Source organism: Spirosoma panaciterrae DSM 21099 (genome assembly GCF_000374025.1).
Classification (GTDB): domain Bacteria; phylum Bacteroidota; class Bacteroidia; order Cytophagales; family Spirosomataceae; genus Spirosoma; species Spirosoma panaciterrae.
In genome coordinates this window covers 147,109-164,950 of the sequence record NZ_KB893175.1, presented here as the reverse complement: position 1 = coordinate 164,950, position 17,842 = coordinate 147,109, and the positions used below count along the sequence as shown (strand labels likewise).

Genomic DNA, 17,842 nt, shown 5'->3' with positions numbered 1-17,842 from the left:
TTAAGGCAGTTTAAACGCCATGACAAAATCACCCAGTTTTGTTCCCAGCTTTCCGTGTCCACCGGCCGCAATCACAATATATTGCTGACCATTCACCTGATAGGTCATAGGGGTAGCCTGCGCACTGGCTGGTAATGGGGCTTCCCATTGCAGACTACCATCTTCTGTTTTAAAAGCACGTAGGTGCCCATCAAAACTGGCAGCAACGAATACTAAGCCACCGGCTGTGGTAATGGCCCCACCGAAATTCAGAGAACCCCACTGTTTTGCCTCCGGGTATTTCCCTAAATCCAGCATATATCCCAGTGGAACCTCCCAGGCGAGTGTACCTTTCTGTAGATTGAGGGCAACCAGCGTACCCCAGGGTGGCGGGGTCTGCATCAGTAAACCACCGTCTTTGGGCTGAAACAAATAACTGCGTTTCATCACATACGGTGTACCAGCCTGCATACCCGTTTCGGCCCGCAGCAATTCCTCGTTGTTTCGTAAGGTGCCGGATAACTCCTCACGGGGTATCAACCGAATCAGCGCAGCCAGACGATTCACATTAGTAATCAACAAACCCGATGAAGGATCATAGCTCATACCACCCCAGTGAATCCCACCTACATTGCCGGGGATGATAATACTTCCCTGAAGCGAAGGGGGCGTAAAAGCACCTTCGTACCGATACGGCTCAATCCGATGCTGTGCGGTTGCTTTATCTTCGGCTGTAGGCCCCCAGGCTTCCAGTTTCTGCAAACCCAGCAAGGGGAGTGTTTTAGGAAACGGTTGGGTTAGGTGGGTTACTTCGCCCGGCACCGTCGATTTAGGAACAGGCCGCTCCTCAATCGGAAGCAGAGGTACACCCGTTTCCCGATGCAGGATGAAAACATGCCCCATTTTTGTCCCGACGGCTACGGCTGGAACCGGCTTACCCTTCTGGTTGAACGTAAACAACAGGGGCTGTGCAGCATTATCATAATCCCATAGATCGTGATGGACTGTCTGAAAATGCCAGACGACCTTACCCGTCGATGCTCGTATGGCGACAATCGAACTGGCATACAAGTTTTGCCCCAGTCGCTCTCCGCCGTAATAATCCGGGCTGGGGCTGGTGGTGGGTACGAAGACCAGATCCCGTTCAGGGTCGGCAGATATCAGCGACCAGGCATTGGCAGCACCCGACTGATGAGCATACGGGCCTTGCCAGGTATCATAGCCCGCATCTGCTTTTGTTCGGGGAATAGGATCCCAACTCCATCGCAACGCGCCCGTAACCGCATCATAGGCTCGCACAACCCCTCGCTCATAATTAAATCGATAGTTATCGCCCATCGACGAACCAACGACAATCGTATTTCCGATGACAGCAGGTGGTGACGTTACGCTGATGATTCCGACTCCCTGACGCAAATCGACACTTCCCGACTTGCCAAAAGATGCAATCAGCTTACCCGTAACGGCATCTAATGCCATAAGCCGTCCGTCGAGAGTGGCTACGAAGATTCGCTTAGCCACACCCGCCGATGCCTGTTTGTCGTTGGGCGCCGGCCAAACAGAAACGCCCCGGGAAGTAATTTCTGATAATTCCTGACGCAGGTACACTTCAGGATCGTACACCCATTTTTTCTGGCCGGTAGCAGCATCAATGGCAAAAACACGGGAAGTAGGTGTACTAAAATAAAGCGTCCCATCGACCATGATGGGCGTTGCCTCAAACGCTGCTTTTTCGGTAGCGTTTGTCCCTTTGTAGGTATCTAACTCGCCCGTCCGAAACGTCCAGGCCAGAGTAAGCTGTTTCACGTTGGCGGTGTTGACCTGTTTTAAGGGGGAGTAGCGCATACCTCCTCCGTCGTTCCCATAAGCGGGCCATTCGACCGTAGAGCTGGTCTGTGCGTTTACAATTGACAGTCCGAATAAGAGGCTACCCAACAAACAGGTAAAGTTCAAGCGTACGCTTTTCTTCGTAAACCCATAACGAGTTGCATAAACATTCATGAGCAAAGGGGCTTTTGAGTTGATGAAGCAAAATTGCGCTCTTCATCGTCCAAACGCTCTATTTGCCGATATACATGAAGTTCTTGCCGAACGGGACGAAGTTTTTCAGGCCTTTTGTTCCAGAACTTTTGACCGATACTGAGCCGGAGTCAGGTTGGTTATTCGCTTAAACGCGGTATGAAAGGCAGAAGGGGAGTTGTAACCGACCCGCTCGGCTATCTCGTCAATTTTGAGATTGGTCGTTGCCGGATCTTGTAGAAGTTGCTGAGCCTCACGCACCCGGTAGGAAGCCAGAAGATCAAAAAAACTCTGCGCTAATCGATCGTTCAGAATTTGCGAAAGATAATGCGGGGTTGTGTTTAGTCGTTGAGCTAGTTTAGGCAGCGATAGGTCACTTTCCAGAAACGGCTTTTCAGACTCCATCAACCGATTTAATTTTAGCAACAACGTTTCTTCAAGCTCTTCCGACAAGGCCGATTTCTCGTACTTTTTCTTTGGTTCAACCGATGTGCTGGACGATTCATCGACGGAAATTTCTTTGTCCTGAAGCGCACTTGACCCTTGCATTACCAACAGCGATGTAGCATAAATGGTCAGCGTTAGATAGGCAGCCAGAAAATGATCGCCCATATCTTCATGATATGTAGCTTTAACAATACCAATCAGCACCGGAAAAAAAATGACCAACGCCGATACGTTTCGAGCCATCACCATGGAAGCTGGCGCTTTTCCAAATAAGGGCAGATTGGCCTGTTTAAAGGCCTTCCTTACCTCCAGCAAAGCCAGTACGGTGTAAATCAGGCAGCTTAACAGTGTTAACTCGTTGATATAATCACGCAGACCTGTAAAATCGTCGTGCATGTAAGGCTCAGCATGTACAAACGGCAACTCAGGGTAAAAAGCGTTTATGTATGAATTGTATTTGAATTCAGCGGGCTGAACGATCCAGGTAATGGCATTCACCGACCAGATGGCTGCCGGAACCAGGTGCCATGCCCAGCGCCTGGGTAGTCGGGAATTTAACTTGGCATAAACAAAGAAATAAAACAGGGGTGCCAGGGCAAAATTGAACAGTTCACCATAATCGACCAGAGCCAGCATCCGAAACATGTAATTCGAATACTCCAGTCCAATTTCCAGCATGATCGCTGATACGCTCAGCAGGTAAAAGCCAAAGCACCGATTCGCCAGACTCTTTCGCCGTTGGCCTGTCAGGAAGAATACACCAAGAAACCACCCCTGTGCTACGCCCAGAAAGATCAGAAACGCAAACAGGTCAAGGCGAATCGGGAGCGTTTGCATCATAAATGACAATTGCGTAATGCAAGGTAAACAAAAAGGCCCGTAAGGTTTTCATCCTCATGGGCCTCTTCTATACATGGAACTGCTATTTATCGAATATCGATTTCAAATGGCAGACGCATCTGAATACCCTGCATCATTTTTAGTTTCTTCAGATAGGTAACATAGGGGGCCAGTTCGCCCAGTTGGGCCTGCACTTTCGACTCTTCATCGCCCGAGAATGAATTCATCAATTGCTCAAAGAATTCTTTCTTACGCGGCTGGTACTTCAGCCGATAGTCCCCTTCTTTCAGTTTTGCCGACTGGGCTGCCAATTTGATGGCATCATCTAACCCGCCAAGTTGGTCAACCAATCCGATGCTTTTACCCTGCGTACCCGTCCAGACACGCCCACCCGCAATAGCCCGAATGCTGTCGACGGGCAATTTCCGACCAGCCGCTGCTTTCCCGGTAAACTCCCCATAAATGCGTTCGGTAGCACGTTGCATGGCCTGTTTCTGAAAGGGTGTCATTTCGTGCGTAGCCGTCGGGAAATCGGCGTTGGTGTTGGTTTTTACCCGATCGTAGGTAATCCCCAGTTTGTCCTTAAAGAACGTTTCGGTGTTGAACAGAAGCGAAAATACGCCGATTGAGCCCGTAATCGTATTCGGCTCGGCCACAATCTTGTCACAGCCCATCAGCATATAATATCCGCCCGAAGCGGCATAATCAGACATAGAACCGATTACGGGTTTTGCTTTCTTAGCCAGCTCTACCTCCCGATACATCACATCCGATGCCAGGGCGCTTCCACCACCCGAGTTCACCCGCAGCACAATAGCTTTCACTTTATCGTCCTGCCGGGCTTTCCGCAGTTCTTCCACAATGGTTTCCGAACCAATGGTATTATCGCTGCTTTTTCCCGAATGAATATCACCCGACGCCACAATTACCGCAATGCGATTGGAGCCACTTCCCTCCGAATCAGAGCCCTTTTTTCCGGAATCTTCATACTTGCTCAGCGATACATAATTGATTTTCTTTTTCTCATCCAGACCCAATTGCTTGCGAATTACTGCTTCCAGTTCATCCTGATACCCCACGTTGGTAACCAGTTTAGTACGCAACGCATCCTGAGCCGTCTGGATGGTCAGATTATCGGCATATCGCTTGAGTGAATCGACCCGAAGCGCCCGGCTTTGTGCCACCCGGACAAGCATATGGTCGTTGATCGAATTCAGGAACGAGGTAACCTGACGACGGTTCGGCTCACTCATATCTTCCCGAATAAAGGGTTCAACGGCACTTTTGAATTCACCAACCCGGAATATTTCCGGCTTCAGGCCCAGTTTGTCAAGTGTACCTTTAAAGAACGAAAGTTCGGCCTCCAGCCCATTCCATTCCAGTTCGCCGGTAGGTGCCAGATAAATTTTATCGGCTACCGAGGCCAGATAATACCCTTTCTCACTCATGCCCTCGGCATACGCGTACACGAACTTTTTCGAGGCCTTGAAATCAATGAGTGCATTCCGAATTTCTTCGAGGGAGGCCCAACCTGCCATCGGGCTTTCAGCTTGCAGATAAATCCCCTCAATATTTTTGTCTTCCTTAGCGTCTTTTAAAGCCTGTTTGAGTTCAATCAGGCCGATCGCATCGCCCGTCGTACGGATCGGGCCAAAATCCCCAAACGGATTGTCGCTACTCCGCTCTTCAATGGGTTTATCCAAATTCAGTTTAAGGACCGACTTGGCAGCCACAGATGTCTTCGTGTCGGACGAGGAAAAAGCGGCCCCCAGCCCAATCAGCATCAAAAATCCAACGAAGGAGAACAAAATCAACCCGACGATGGTGGCTAAAACATATTTAAGAAACTGTATCATGAATAACTTAACTGTTGTGTGTCGCTACATCTATTACGCAAAAGTAACGTCAATTTAAGGCATCCCGTCGAAAAAATGTTGAGTGCACATTGGAGTGGATAAATGGCACAGGGCAGAGGGCGTATGGCAGCGGGTGATGTTCGCCCAAGCCATATGCCTTCTGCCCTGTGCTTCTAAACGATACCTTACATCAACTTATAATCGTTGATCGATGTTTGAATAACTTCCCAGGCTTCGGCCTGCCCATACACATTGGCCAGCTCCATGGCGACTGGCTCATCAGGCAATGTTTTGTACGTCAGGAAGTAATGGCGCAGCCGCTTCACAACGGCTTCTGGCAATTGCTCCAGTTCGGTATATTGCCCATACATGGCATCCCCTTTGAGCACGGCAATGATTTTGTCGTCGGCTTCGCCTTTATCGATCATCCGGAATCCGCCAATCGGAATAGCCTGTAAGATCAGGTCGCCATGCGTGATTTCCCGCTCAGTCAGTACACAGATATCGAGGGGGTCACCGTCGCCCATGCTAACCATCTTACCCGATTTTTCGGTTGCCAGTTTAGCAATCTGATCGCCACAGAAGGTTTGGGGAATAAAGCCGTAAAGAGCAGGCAATACGTTGGAGTACTGCTGAGGGCGATCTATTTTCAGAAAACCAGTTGTTTTGTCGATTTCATATTTGACGGTATCGGTTGGTACAATTTCGATAAAGACCGTCACTTGTTTGGGTGCCAGATCCCCAATGGGAATACCATGCCAGGGGTGTGCTTTAAAATTACTCTTCATTCGTGTTGTATATATATAAATTAAATTAATGGATGATGAACAATGTAAAGGCGACACTAAGTTACCCCCTATGCATTATTCTGTGTATCAGACAGTAGTTTTTTGTTCTGAAAAGCCGATTCGTTCGGCCACCATCTGGTCGCCCGATCGGTTCAGACTCTGGCGAACCAGCAATTCGCCCAGAAAACCCGCCAGAAACAATTGAACGCCCAAAATAATGGCCACCAGACCAAAAAAGAAAAGCGGATTGTCGGTCACGTTCCGAAACTTGACGCCATTGGCAATATTGATCAATTTCTCGGCGATCAGCCAGAGGGCCAATACCGAACCGATGAAGAACGATAATGTCCCAAAGGTGCCAAAAAAGTGCATAGGTCGTTTGCTGAAGCGATGTACGAACGCAATGACCAGCACATCCAGAAACCCGTTTACGAACCGTTCCAGCCCAAATTTAGTGGTTCCATACTTGCGGGCGCGATGCTGGACCACTTTTTCCCCAATCCGACCGAAACCATTCCAGTTTGCCACGATGGGCAGATTCCGGTGCATATCGCCGTACAGGGCTGGGGCAATGGTTTTCACTACTTTTTGTCGATACGCTTTCAGGCCACAGTTGAAATCGTGCAGTTGAACCCCGGATATCCAGCGCGAAACCGCATTGAACAGTTTCGTTGGCAACGTCTTCGTAATGGGGTCATAGCGTTTCTGTTTCCAGCCCGATACCAGATCAAACTTTTCCTCGGTTACCATCCGGTACAGTTCCGGTATTTCGTCGGGACTGTCCTGCAAGTCGGCATCCATAGTAATCACAATCTGTCCGCGTGCGGCCTGAAAACCCGTTTGCAAAGCCGCTGTTTTGCCATAGTTTCGGTTGAACCGTATGCCCCGAACGTTCGGGTTTACGCTCGACAACTGTTCGACAATAGTCCAGGAATCGTCGGTACTCCCGTCATCAACAAACAGGATTTCATACGTATAGTGCTGTTCCGTCACGACCCGCACAATCCAGTCGTGCAGTTCGGGTAACGACTCGTCTTCGTTATAAAGTGGGATCAGAACAGTTAGTTGAAGTAATTCAGTCATTGGATTGACGCTCCCTTAATTAACTCATTAACCGCCTTGTTGAATTGGCCTGGATTTTAGGTTTCAGTTCAACCATACAGTTTGTACTCGTTTGCTGGAGAAACTTTGGGCAAACGCTATCTTTACCAGAAACAAGTTTTTGCCGGAATTCGCTCTCGTTAATCGTATTATTCAACTCTTTAATCTCCTGTGTAACGTACTGGGTCACCTCACCTATTATGTCTACTGCATTTCCAACAGCAAAGGTAGTTGTCAAAATTGGAAGCGAGTGCATAGAAGGTCATTCCTGCCCTAAATTCATCGACCGATTCTAAACCCATCCAGACTATATTCCAGACTCAATCCATCGATCCTTCTCCATTCACCCCAGACGCTACTGCACAATTGTCAGAATATCAGATAAAAGTCCTGAAGCAACGCCCTGAATTCAGGGGTATAAGCCATCCCTGACTTACTTTGGGCATTGTGTTCGTAAATGGTCAACGTTTGGTCAGATACGTCAGATTGTGAGTATGAAAATCCGGTTATAACCCGAAAGAAGGGCTTTTGTGCATGATGACGTATCGATAGCCTTCTGAAGGGATACAAGCCTGACCGTTGAGCCAACTCAGCCAGTTTGCCAGCTTCATAAGGGGGCAACAGCACCCACCACTGACCATCCGGTTTCATCAGTCGGGCAACAGCCTCAATCAAGGCACCAAATGGTAGTTCATCGGTATGCAACGCCCGATTGACAGCCGCATCGGGCGACCGAAGATGATTGGTATAAAACGGCGGGTTGGTCAGGATTCGATCATAAATCCGCTCATCCCCAAAATCCTGAATGCGACTATGAAAAACCGTAACTCGTTCCTTAAACGGACTGGCAGCGCTATTTTCAGTAGCCTGAGCAAACGCACGTTCATCGATCTCTACGGCATCAACCCTTATGGACGGATTCCGTTGGGCCGCCATCAGCGCCAGCAACCCCGTTCCCGTACCAATATCCAGCAACCGTACCCCACTGGAGTCTAGACCTTCACCAACATCGGCGTAGGCTCCCAGCACACAAGCATCCGTACACACCTTCATGGCGGTGCGTTCCTGATGAATGGTAAACTGCTTGAAGGCGAACATGAACCGGGATTATTATGATTTTACTGTTTAAATCAGGGCGATCAAATTAATCATAAAAATCCTGGTTCAGATTACTTCCGCCCAAAATCGGCCGGATTTTCGCCCCAAACCGTCGTTTCCCATTTTAAAACAGGATTGGCGTAGCGATGCGTCTGAAGCCAGGTTTCGGCCCGGTCGAGGAGATCGAACAGTTCCGCATTACGAGCCGTTTCTTCCAGCTTGGTATTAGCCTTTTTCTTTTTCACCCAACCGATTGCCGTTCGGGAGTCGGAATAAACGGGAATGTTGCTGCCTTTTTGATGCAGTAAAGCCAGTGCATGAACAATCGCCAGAAACTCGCCAATATTATTGGTTCCATCTAGGTAAGGACCTTTCAGAAATAACCGTTGCCGGGTGGCGAGGTAGATGCCCTGGTATTCCATATCGCCCGTTGCAGTGTTCCAGGCCGCATCAACCACCAGACTGTCCAGAATTGGTTCTCCAACCAGTTCATCCAGTTTGCCCTGTTTGGCAGTAGGTTTAGTTCCCTGACCCATATGGAGGTGGGGTTTCTCCTTAAAGGCTTTCAAAGCAGCCGGTTTGCTATCGAACGATTTGAATAAGGGCTTGGCAAATCCGTCGGTCTGGGCTTTGGCGTCCTCCCAACTGTCGTACACACCCGGCTTTCGCCCTTGCCAGACCACATAATATTTAGGCTTTTTCTGAGCCATCGATTCTTTAAATTCAACGAGTAAATGAGGTGATTGACCCGTAACCTTATCTTTTGTTCCGGCCAATCGCGGGTCGATTATCGATCAAAATAACACGTTTCTTTCCAGAAATACGCTTCATACAGCCCGGTTATCTACCAATTCATGTCCCATACGGCCGATCTTACATCGACCCGTTATCCATAAACATGGCCGATCAGGTTTTCGAGCCCAGACCTTTATCGATGTTTTTTACCTGTCGATAGCCAAGCTTGTCCGATACGCCTGATCTTGCCATCCCCTTTGGTCAGAATATACATTTCCCTGGTAAACCGATTGTAGGCAATTCGAAGATCAACACGCTTTGATCCAGACAGTTCTGCCAGATTCGTAACTTTCCCATTCTGCATAATTGTCAGTTCATGGACGGAATGATCGGTCAGGTTCTTATCGATCGTGGCGAAGAAAACCCGGCCTCTGGCAATATCGCCAAAAACGTATTTGTGCTTCAGCGCTACCATGGGGCCATCATATACATAGCCTCCACTAATTGCATTCCCGTCCATATGATCGTACTGAAGAAAGGGGCTGATGAACCTGTCAGATTTTGTGTCGGGTACGGGATATACATTCTTCAAATCCTTCGAAGAAATGCCGTAATTCCCCTCCCGCACATTCCAGCCATAGTCGCCCCCTTTCCGGATAACATTGACTTCTTCGAAATTAGACTCGCCAACATCTGTGCAGAACAAGCGACCAGCATACCAGGCCAGCCGGTGTGGATTTCGGAAACCATAGGCATAAATTTCTCTGTATACCGCCGTGTCGTTCGCAGCCACAAATGGATTGTCGGCCGGAATACCATACTGCCCACTTTTACTATTTCGACCGAGCGGATCAATACGGATCAGGGTTCCTAACAGGGAGGTGAGCTTGTGGCAAAGTTCGGGATGCTTTCCGATCGTCGACCCACCATCACCGATACCAATGTATAGCTTACCGTACTCCTGCCCTCCTTTTATCGCTTCGGGATTAAACCCAATATCCTGCATACCGTGTGCAGAGGACGGCATATTGACGCGTAGCAATTCCCGTCGCTTGCCACGAAACACCTGACTGGCTACATCATCCATGTGCCATTCCGACACCACCCATTGCAACGCCACATTCACAGAGTCACTATAGCTATAATCGGCCCGCTTCCCCTTAAACGATTCGGTATGCGTAGTGTATATAAGCCCGTTTGTCAGAAAATCGGGATGAAAGGCAAAACTGCCCAGACCCGTGCCAAGCCCCGGTTCATTAATAAAATTCTCGATCAGGGGACGAACATCCAGAAACGTGCTGACTTCTTTACCGACCATTCGGTAGATCAGCCCACGTTGGTCACTGACGAACTGTATCCCATTGCCCGAAGGGTGAGGACGCAGGGAAGCGATCCGGGTACGTGGCATTTTATCGCTGGATGGCGGAATGGTCACGAACTCCTCCAGTTCAATGGTAAGGTCTGATTGGGCTACTGGCTCCGTCAATCGAGTGTTGGCTGTACCCGTATTATTGCTGACCGCCAGCGGTTGACTATTCTGTTTTTGAGTCTCATCAGCGATGTAGGCCACTATGGCCTTCAGTTCGTCGTCTTTCAGAAAATCGAATCCCGGCATAATCATCTTGTACCGTTTCGACAGACTTACCGCCCGTACATTTCCCGACTCAATCGCTTTCAGGGGATTCTTCATAAACGCAATGAGCTCACTCTCAGAAAGTAGACGAGTGATACCGCCCAGTTTCGGCCCGATTCCATCCTGTTCCAGTGCATGACAGGATACACAATGCGTTTTAAAAAGCGCTTTTCCCGGCAAATCATCCGGCATTTTCTGTATTCGGTCAGATACCGACAAGTCGTGGTTGTGGGGAACAGTAAGCCATACCAATGCAAGAAACGGAAGGCTATAGAGATAACGTAACGAAAAGGCCATACAGAAACAGTCAACCTATTTAAAAGCGTAGTTGAGCCTCCAACTACCATTCGGCTGTCGTTACACGATCTGAGCGTACGGCTCGTTACCTACTTCACTTCTCTTGAAAGATGAGTCAGCAGAAAAAAATCTAAAAAACTTTTCCATTAAACTATTGGTTGATATATCAACACAATAGTACATTTGCGCCATGATTACGAACAGAGAAGAGGAATTAAAGGCGAGGTTTTCGAAACGCATGGGCCGTTCACTCATTTTTACGGCGAATCATATGGGGCATCTACTGGCCAAACAATCGAATCGGGAACTCACCCGATTGGGTTTCACCCTCCAGATTGAGCAGGTGCCGATTTTGTTTATGGTGTATTTTTCGGGTGAGGACTTACTATCGCAAGGGGAAATCGCGAATATGTTGCAGAAGGATAAATCGGGCATTCAACGCTCCTTACGCACCCTGGAGCGAGATGGTTACCTCCGTATCGTGCCCGATAGTATTGACCGACGTAAGAATTTGATCCAGCTGACTCCGGCTGGAAAAATGGTGGTTGAAAAAGCCATTGAAACCGCTGAAACAATTGATAAGCAAGTGACCGATCAGTTAACGACAGAAGAGTTAGATGCATTCCTGGCCACACTACGTAAAATTTCTTCTATACTCGAGAAGTAACTTTTTTTTAATTAAATAGTTGATAGGTCTACAGTAGACACCTCAACTTTATTGGACGTATGAAACATAAAATTGCACTGAGTTTATGCGTACTGCTGGCCCAGGCTGGTTGGGCTCAGTCTACACAGAATTTTCGGTTGAAAGACTGTATCGATTATGGTCTTCAACACTACGGAACGGTTCGGATCGCTCAGAACCAGGTCGAATATGCGAATCAGCAATCCCGTCAGGCGCTGGGTCTGTATCTGCCACAGGTATCGGCAACCGGAACCCTAACCGACAACGTGAAGCTTCAAAAAAGCGTTATCCCGGCTGGGGTATTTGGTCCCGAACCCCAGGTATTCATTATCGGTCAAAAATACCAGACCAACGTTACGGCACAGGCCAGTCAGACGATTTACGACCGATCGTTGCTACTGGGTATTAAAGCAGCTAAACCCAATCAGCGGCTGGCCGATCTGAACACGCGTCAGACCCGCGAGGAGATCATTTATAACATAGCCAGCAATTACTATCAGGTATTTATAGCCCAGCAGCAAATTGCCTTACTCAAAGACAATCTACAACGGACGCAGCAGGTACTCAATATCTTAAAATTACAGCGCGACAACGGCGTTATTCAGCCCGTAGACTATACGCGTACCGAAGTCAATTACAACAGCACACAGTCGCAGTTAACGCTGGCCGAAAACGATTACAACCTGGCGCTGAATCGTCTGAAATACCAGATGGGTTTGCCTCAGGAACAGGACCTGACCCTATCCGACTCCACGTTGCTCACGCAGTTACCCGTTATCGAACAAGCGCCTTTTGAGGCTCAGAATCTGGTTTCCTTTCAGCAATCGGCCACCAATCTGGACTTACAGCGGCTGCAACTGGAACGAGTCCGGGCGGGGTATATACCAACCGTTTCGCTAACGGCCAATTACGGAACCGTCAATCTGGGGGCCCAAACAATCGATAAACTATTTACCAACTTTGTCGGCTTTGGAAGCATCGCCCTGCGGTTCAGCATCCCCATCTTCGATGGTTTTCAACGCGATGCCCAGATCAAGCAGCAACGGTTGACGGTGCTGAATCAGGAGGAACAACAACGTCTGAACATTGCGGCTTATCGGCTTCAGTTCAACAACGCCCAATCGCAGATTCAGCGGACGCAAACGAACGTATTGAACGGCGACCGAAACGTTAAGCTGGCTCAGGAAGTGTATAACATCACGACACTGCAATACAAACAGGGCGTCAAGTCGCTGACCGATCTGGTCAACGCGGATACTTCCTACCGACAAGCCCAGTCCGATTACATCAATTCACTTATTAACCTGTATCAGGCCCGGCTCGACCTCGAACAATCGAAGGGTTCTTTACTCACTTTCTACAGTCAACTCTAGTTCGTCAGAAGGCAATACAACCGAAAGCCATGAAAAAGACAACACTCATCATTATTACGTCGGCCCTGGCCATCGTCGCTTTGATCGGCTTCCGACTGGCGTCGAACAAAAAGAAAATAGATGCGCAAAATAAGCCGGTCGTCAATACGAACGTAGCCATTCCGGTAACCGTCAACCGCGTCGAAGAAGGAACGGTTAGTCAGCAGCTTATCAAAACGGGTAACCTCATCCCCTTCCGCGAAGCGACCATTACAGCCACAACAGCCGGAAAAGTAACCCGCGTCAACTTCGATCTGGGCACGCAGGTGCGGCAGGGGCAAACGCTGGTCGAACTGGATAACCGCCTGAAAGAATTGTCGTTGCAGGCCACCCAACTGAATATCGACAAGCTGAAAAAGGATGTAAACCGTTACAACACCCTGCTGGCTGGCAACGCGACCACCGAGATTCAGGTTAACGAAACCAAATACAATTACGAAAATGCGGTTAATCAGGCCGAGCAGATTCAGAAGCAGATTCAGGATGCCAATGTTAAAGCACCGATCAGCGGGCAAATCGTTCAGAAAGCCATTGAACCGGGCGTTTACATCACGGTTGGCAGCACCCTGGGTAAGGTACTGGACGTGGCCCGCCTGAAAGTGGATGTACTGGTCAATGAAAGCGATGTGTATCAGCTCCACAAAGGGCAGGCAGTGAAGGTAACGGCGGATGTATTTCCGGGAAAAGTTTTCAACGGCCAGATTTCCTACATCGCTCCACAAGGTACCGACGAGCATAATTATCCGGTCGAAATTACGATCAGCAATGCCAATGGTCTGAAAGCCGGAACGTTCGTCAACGTTGATTTCTCGCAAAAATCGAATCAGAAAGCGCTACAGATTCCACGCATTGCCCTGGTCGAAAGCATCAAGAATCCGTACGTATACGTGGTTGAAAACAACGTCGTTCACCAGCGCAAGCTCACCGTCGGACGGGATTTTGGCGATACCATCGAAGTACTGAGCGGCCTGTCGGTCGGTGATGTAGTTGTTACAACGGGGCAACTGAATCTGGGCGAAGGCAAACCTGTACAGATCACAAAATAATATTGAGCGATTGAGCGAATGAGTGATTGCGTGGCCTTCCACGTTCACTCAATCACTCAATCATTCATTCACTCAACAAGATTATGTCAATAACCGAGATCGCCATAAAACGGCCGTTACTGGTAACGACCATCTTTACTGTACTGATTTTGTTCGGTTTTCTAAGCTACCAGCAATTATCGTACAACCTGCTGCCCAAGTTTGAAGCCAACGTGATCAGCGTGGCTACTACCTATCGGGGCGCTTCGGCCGACGAGGTCGAAACGAACGTCACCAAGCGGATCGAAGACGCACTATCGTCCTTGGAAGGGCTGGATCGCATGACGGCTACCTCGCAGGAAGGCGCTTCAATTGTGATTATTCAGCTTAAAAACGGCGTCGATGTGACGCTGGCCCAACAGGATGCCCAACGCAAAATCGAACAGATTATCAACCTGTTGCCGGATGAAGTTGACCGCCCAATTCTGAACAAGTTCTCGACGGATGAGATTCCGGTGCTGCGGATGGGCGTAACGGCCAATTTGTCGCCAACGAAATTGTATGACCTGATCGATGATGAATTGAAACCACAGCTCTCGAACGTAGCTGGCGTTGGTCAGGTAAACGTGATTGGGGGAAACGAACGTCAAATTCAGGTCAACGTTGATGCCGAAAAACTGCGGGCCTACGGGGTTTCGATCGGTCAGGTATCACAAGCCATCAACGCAGCCAACACCAGCTATCCGGCCGGTCAGTTAGAAACGCAGCAGTCGCAATATTCCATCCGGTTCGATGCCTCGGTTGAAACCGTCAATCGATTACGGAATCTGGTCATTGCCCGACGGGCCGATGGCAGCGAAGTGCAGTTGAACAACGTGGCCGAGGTAGTTGATGCCGTAGCGAAACCAACGGCCATCAACCACATCAACGGCTTGCCCTCGATCGGTATCCAGATTCAAAAACAGTCGGATGCCAACGCTGTATCCGTCAGTGAACAGGTTCGGGCCCGGATAGCCCAACTCGAAAAGCAACATAGTGATGTAAAGCTAAAATTCAACATTGCATCCGACCAATCGACCTACACCCTGGCGTCGGCTCATGCGGTGGTTGACGACCTTTTTCTGGCCGTACTGATCGTTTCGGTTGTGATGCTGCTGTTCCTGCATAGCTTCCGTTCGTCGTTGTTCGTACTGGTGGCTTTACCATCGTCCATGATTCCGACGTTTATCCTGATGTATGTTTCGGGCTTTTCGCTGAACCTGATGACATTGATGGCGCTTTCGCTGGTCGTTGGTATTCTGGTCGACGACTCGATTGTGGTTCTTGAAAATATCAATCGGCACCTCGAAATGGGGAAAGACCGGGTTAAGGCAGCGTTGGATGGCCGGAACGAAATTGGCTTTACAGCACTGGCCATTACGCTGGTCGACGTGGTGGTATTCGTACCGCTGGCCATGACCGGCGGGCTGATCGGGAACATTCTTCGGGAATTTTCGCTGGTGGTGGTATTCTCCACGCTGATGAGTCTGGTCGTATCGTTTACGCTGACACCTTTGCTGGTATCCCGATTCGGAAAACATGAACCCCTGAACCCAAACTCGCTGTGGGGCAAATTAAACCTGGGTTTTGAAAACTTTCTGACTCGTATTACCAATGCATACGGACAAATCCTGGCGTCCGTACTCGGCCACAAGCGCTGGATTTTTCTGGCGGTGATCGGGTTGCTTATTGGGTCGATCGCCCTGGTACCAGCCGGATTTATCGGGGCTGCCTTTATGCCCCAAAGCGATCAGGGAGAGATGAGCGTTCAACTGGAATTAGCCCCAACGGCCTCTATTTACCAGACTAATTCGGTATCGCAGCGGGCAGAGCAACTTATTCTGAAGCACCCAGAGGTGACGAACGTATTCACCAATGTCGGGTATACAAGCAGTGGGATTGCTACTTCATCGAACAGCAACATCGTTGATCTGAACGTAAAGCTGGTTGACAAGAAACAACGGACCGTGTCGACGGATGATTTTGGGCAGATTCTCAAACGGGAAGTTGGGCAAATTCCCGGAGTTAAAGTTACGGTTAGTCCAGTGGGTATCGTTGGGGCTTCGCAGGCTCCGATTCAGATTGCCGTTAAAGGAACCAGTCTGGCCAGTATCCGGCAAGCCGCTGCTCAGGTGAAGGATGTAGTCAATTCTGTTGCAGGGACGCAGGATGTGAAATTCTCGGTCAAAGATCCTAAACCAGAAGTAACCGTCAGTCTTGACCGGGAGAAAATGGCCCAACTGGGTATCAGTGCTTCGGATGTGGGGATTGCCCTGCAAAATGCCTTCCGGGGAAATGACCTATCGAAGTTTAAGCAGAACGGCAATGAATACGACATTCTCATCAGTCTGGATCGTTTCGACCGGACAAATCCACAGGATGTCAGCCGCCTGACGTTTGTTAATAACCAGGGCCGGACGTTCGAACTTTCGCAGTTTGCCCGCGTCCAGGAACAGACGGGAGAAAGTGTACTGGAACGAATTGACCGGCTGTCGTCTATTACAGTTAACTCGCAGGTGGTTGGACGCCCGGTCGGTACTGTTGGCGCAGACATTCAGGCCAAAATGGCGAAGGTTAAACTCCCGGAAGGAGTTACGGTTCAATATCTGGGTCAGTTGCAGCAACAATCCGACGCATTCGGTAGCCTGGGTCTCGCCCTGATGATTGCCATTTTGCTGGTGTACTTCATCATGGTAGCGCTCTACGAAAGTGTGGTCTATCCATTCGTGGTACTGTTCTCCATACCAGTTGCACTGATCGGCGCGTTACTAGCCCTGGCTCTCACAATGCAAAGCCTGACCGTCTTTTCAATTGTAGGTATGATTATGCTGCTGGGTCTGGTTGCCAAGAACGCTATCCTGATCGTCGATTTTGCCAATCAGCTCAAAGCCGAAGGCCACGATGTAATTCATGCCCTGATCGAAGCGGGTAAAGAACGCTTACGCCCGATTCTGATGACGACCCTCGCCATGGTATTTGGGATGCTCCCCATCGCACTGGCGAGTGGCGCCGGTGCCGAAACCAAAAACGGGATGGCCTGGGTAATCATCGGTGGCCTGACGTCTTCCCTGCTACTTACCTTATTGGTTGTACCGTCGGTGTATCTGGTTGTGGATCGGCTCATTGCTAGGTTCTCAATGAAGAAAGTGCCCCCGAAAAAGCCACAGGAGCTTAATGTAGCCAAAGCCATTAGTTAGTCAATTTCTGTATCGCGGGTATTTAGCCCGCGATACAGATTTATATCGGATGTGCAAGCAACAAAAAAAGTACCTGACGCGTACTAGAGAATACAACAATACACATCAACAATGCGTACTATTTTTTAGATCAAACTGGTTGTTAAAACGGCTGTTGACAGACTAAATGGAAACACTGGATAACGAATAAGGGGAACTGGTTTGAACGGCCACGCCTACTTACGGATCGTTATCCATTACGCATTTCTAAAAATTCACTATTCATGACAACCTACGAACGAGTATTTCAAAAACTACAGCAATTTCTCTCCCGAACCTTTACCTTACCCTACTCAACCATTGCCGCCTATCAGCAACTGCAAGGCACTCTGGGCCTGAGCGAGTGGGAATTTACCGAAGCCGTCGTTGTACTGGAAACCCATTTTGGTGTGGTACTACCCGACGAAGTACTCACACCCAGGCTGACGGTTGGCGAATTATGTACGCTGGTCAGTCAACAGGCAGGTGTACCCACCCGATAAATCTGTATGTGGCCGTTTTTTAAACTCAACACCTGAACGATACGCTTCCGGGAAGACATTCGTAGGGTAAAACCAGCGATTCAACCGATCTGAATGGGCATTCGGATCGGTTCTTTTTTGATTAGCTACCAATGGCAATAACTTTCCGGCCGTTATCGTATAACGAATCA

13 protein-coding genes are annotated in these 17,842 nt (G+C 49.0%); 5 read left to right on the top strand and 8 right to left on the bottom strand.

All coding sequences use genetic code 11. The features are described 5' to 3' along the window. The 8 genes from B153_RS0107345 to B153_RS0107305 all read right to left on the bottom strand — a co-directional run bounded on the left by B153_RS0107345 (position 1) and on the right by B153_RS0107305 (position 10,793). Positions 1–1,980: a pyrroloquinoline quinone-dependent dehydrogenase gene (locus B153_RS0107345; RefSeq protein WP_020596046.1), complete on the bottom strand. Its 1,980-nt coding sequence runs from the start codon at positions 1,978–1,980 to the stop codon at positions 1–3. Positions 1,981–2,085: 105 nt separating this feature from the next. After that, positions 2,086–3,285, bottom strand: a complete 1,200-nt coding sequence (locus tag B153_RS0107340; protein ID WP_020596045.1) for a helix-turn-helix transcriptional regulator — start codon at positions 3,283–3,285, stop codon at positions 2,086–2,088. Positions 3,286–3,371: 86 nt separating this feature from the next. Next, positions 3,372–5,141, bottom strand: a complete 1,770-nt coding sequence (gene sppA / locus B153_RS0107335; protein ID WP_020596044.1) for a signal peptide peptidase SppA — start codon at positions 5,139–5,141, stop codon at positions 3,372–3,374. Between the two features lie 185 nt (positions 5,142–5,326). Continuing rightward, complete coding sequence (locus B153_RS0107330; RefSeq protein ID WP_020596043.1) at positions 5,327–5,929, bottom strand: inorganic pyrophosphatase; 603 nt, start codon at positions 5,927–5,929, stop codon at positions 5,327–5,329. A gap of 87 nt (positions 5,930–6,016) precedes the next feature. After that, on the bottom strand, positions 6,017–7,012 hold the full coding sequence (locus tag B153_RS0107325) for a glycosyltransferase family 2 protein (protein WP_020596042.1): 996 nt from the start codon (positions 7,010–7,012) through the stop codon (positions 6,017–6,019). Between the two features lie 387 nt (positions 7,013–7,399). Then, positions 7,400–8,128 (bottom strand): tRNA1(Val) (adenine(37)-N6)-methyltransferase, encoded by a 729-nt coding sequence (locus B153_RS0107315; protein ID WP_020596040.1) that lies wholly within the window; start codon positions 8,126–8,128, stop codon positions 7,400–7,402. Positions 8,129–8,199: 71 nt separating this feature from the next. Further along, positions 8,200–8,838: a ribonuclease H1 domain-containing protein gene (locus B153_RS0107310; RefSeq protein ID WP_026261966.1), complete on the bottom strand. Its 639-nt coding sequence runs from the start codon at positions 8,836–8,838 to the stop codon at positions 8,200–8,202. 218 nt (positions 8,839–9,056) lie between these two features. Continuing rightward, positions 9,057–10,793: a PQQ-dependent sugar dehydrogenase gene (locus tag B153_RS0107305; RefSeq protein WP_026261965.1), complete on the bottom strand. Its 1,737-nt coding sequence runs from the start codon at positions 10,791–10,793 to the stop codon at positions 9,057–9,059. A gap of 190 nt (positions 10,794–10,983) precedes the next feature. Between B153_RS0107305 and B153_RS0107300 the strand changes: the two genes are divergently transcribed. The 5 genes from B153_RS0107300 (at position 10,984) to B153_RS0107280 (ending at position 17,672) form a co-directional block, all read left to right on the top strand. Continuing rightward, positions 10,984–11,460 (top strand): MarR family winged helix-turn-helix transcriptional regulator, encoded by a 477-nt coding sequence (locus B153_RS0107300; RefSeq protein WP_026261964.1) that lies wholly within the window; start codon positions 10,984–10,986, stop codon positions 11,458–11,460. A gap of 59 nt (positions 11,461–11,519) precedes the next feature. Continuing rightward, positions 11,520–12,851, top strand: a complete 1,332-nt coding sequence (locus B153_RS0107295; protein ID WP_020596035.1) for a TolC family protein — start codon at positions 11,520–11,522, stop codon at positions 12,849–12,851. A 29-nt stretch (positions 12,852–12,880) separates the two neighbouring features. Further along, positions 12,881–13,936: an efflux RND transporter periplasmic adaptor subunit gene (locus B153_RS0107290; protein ID WP_020596034.1), complete on the top strand. Its 1,056-nt coding sequence runs from the start codon at positions 12,881–12,883 to the stop codon at positions 13,934–13,936. Between the two features lie 83 nt (positions 13,937–14,019). Continuing rightward, positions 14,020–17,151, top strand: a complete 3,132-nt coding sequence (locus B153_RS0107285; RefSeq protein WP_020596033.1) for an efflux RND transporter permease subunit — start codon at positions 14,020–14,022, stop codon at positions 17,149–17,151. Between the two features lie 263 nt (positions 17,152–17,414). Then, a complete protein-coding gene (locus B153_RS0107280) occupies positions 17,415–17,672 on the top strand; it encodes an acyl carrier protein (RefSeq protein WP_020596032.1) in 258 nt (85 codons plus the stop codon). Positions 17,673–17,842: the final 170 nt, after the last annotated feature.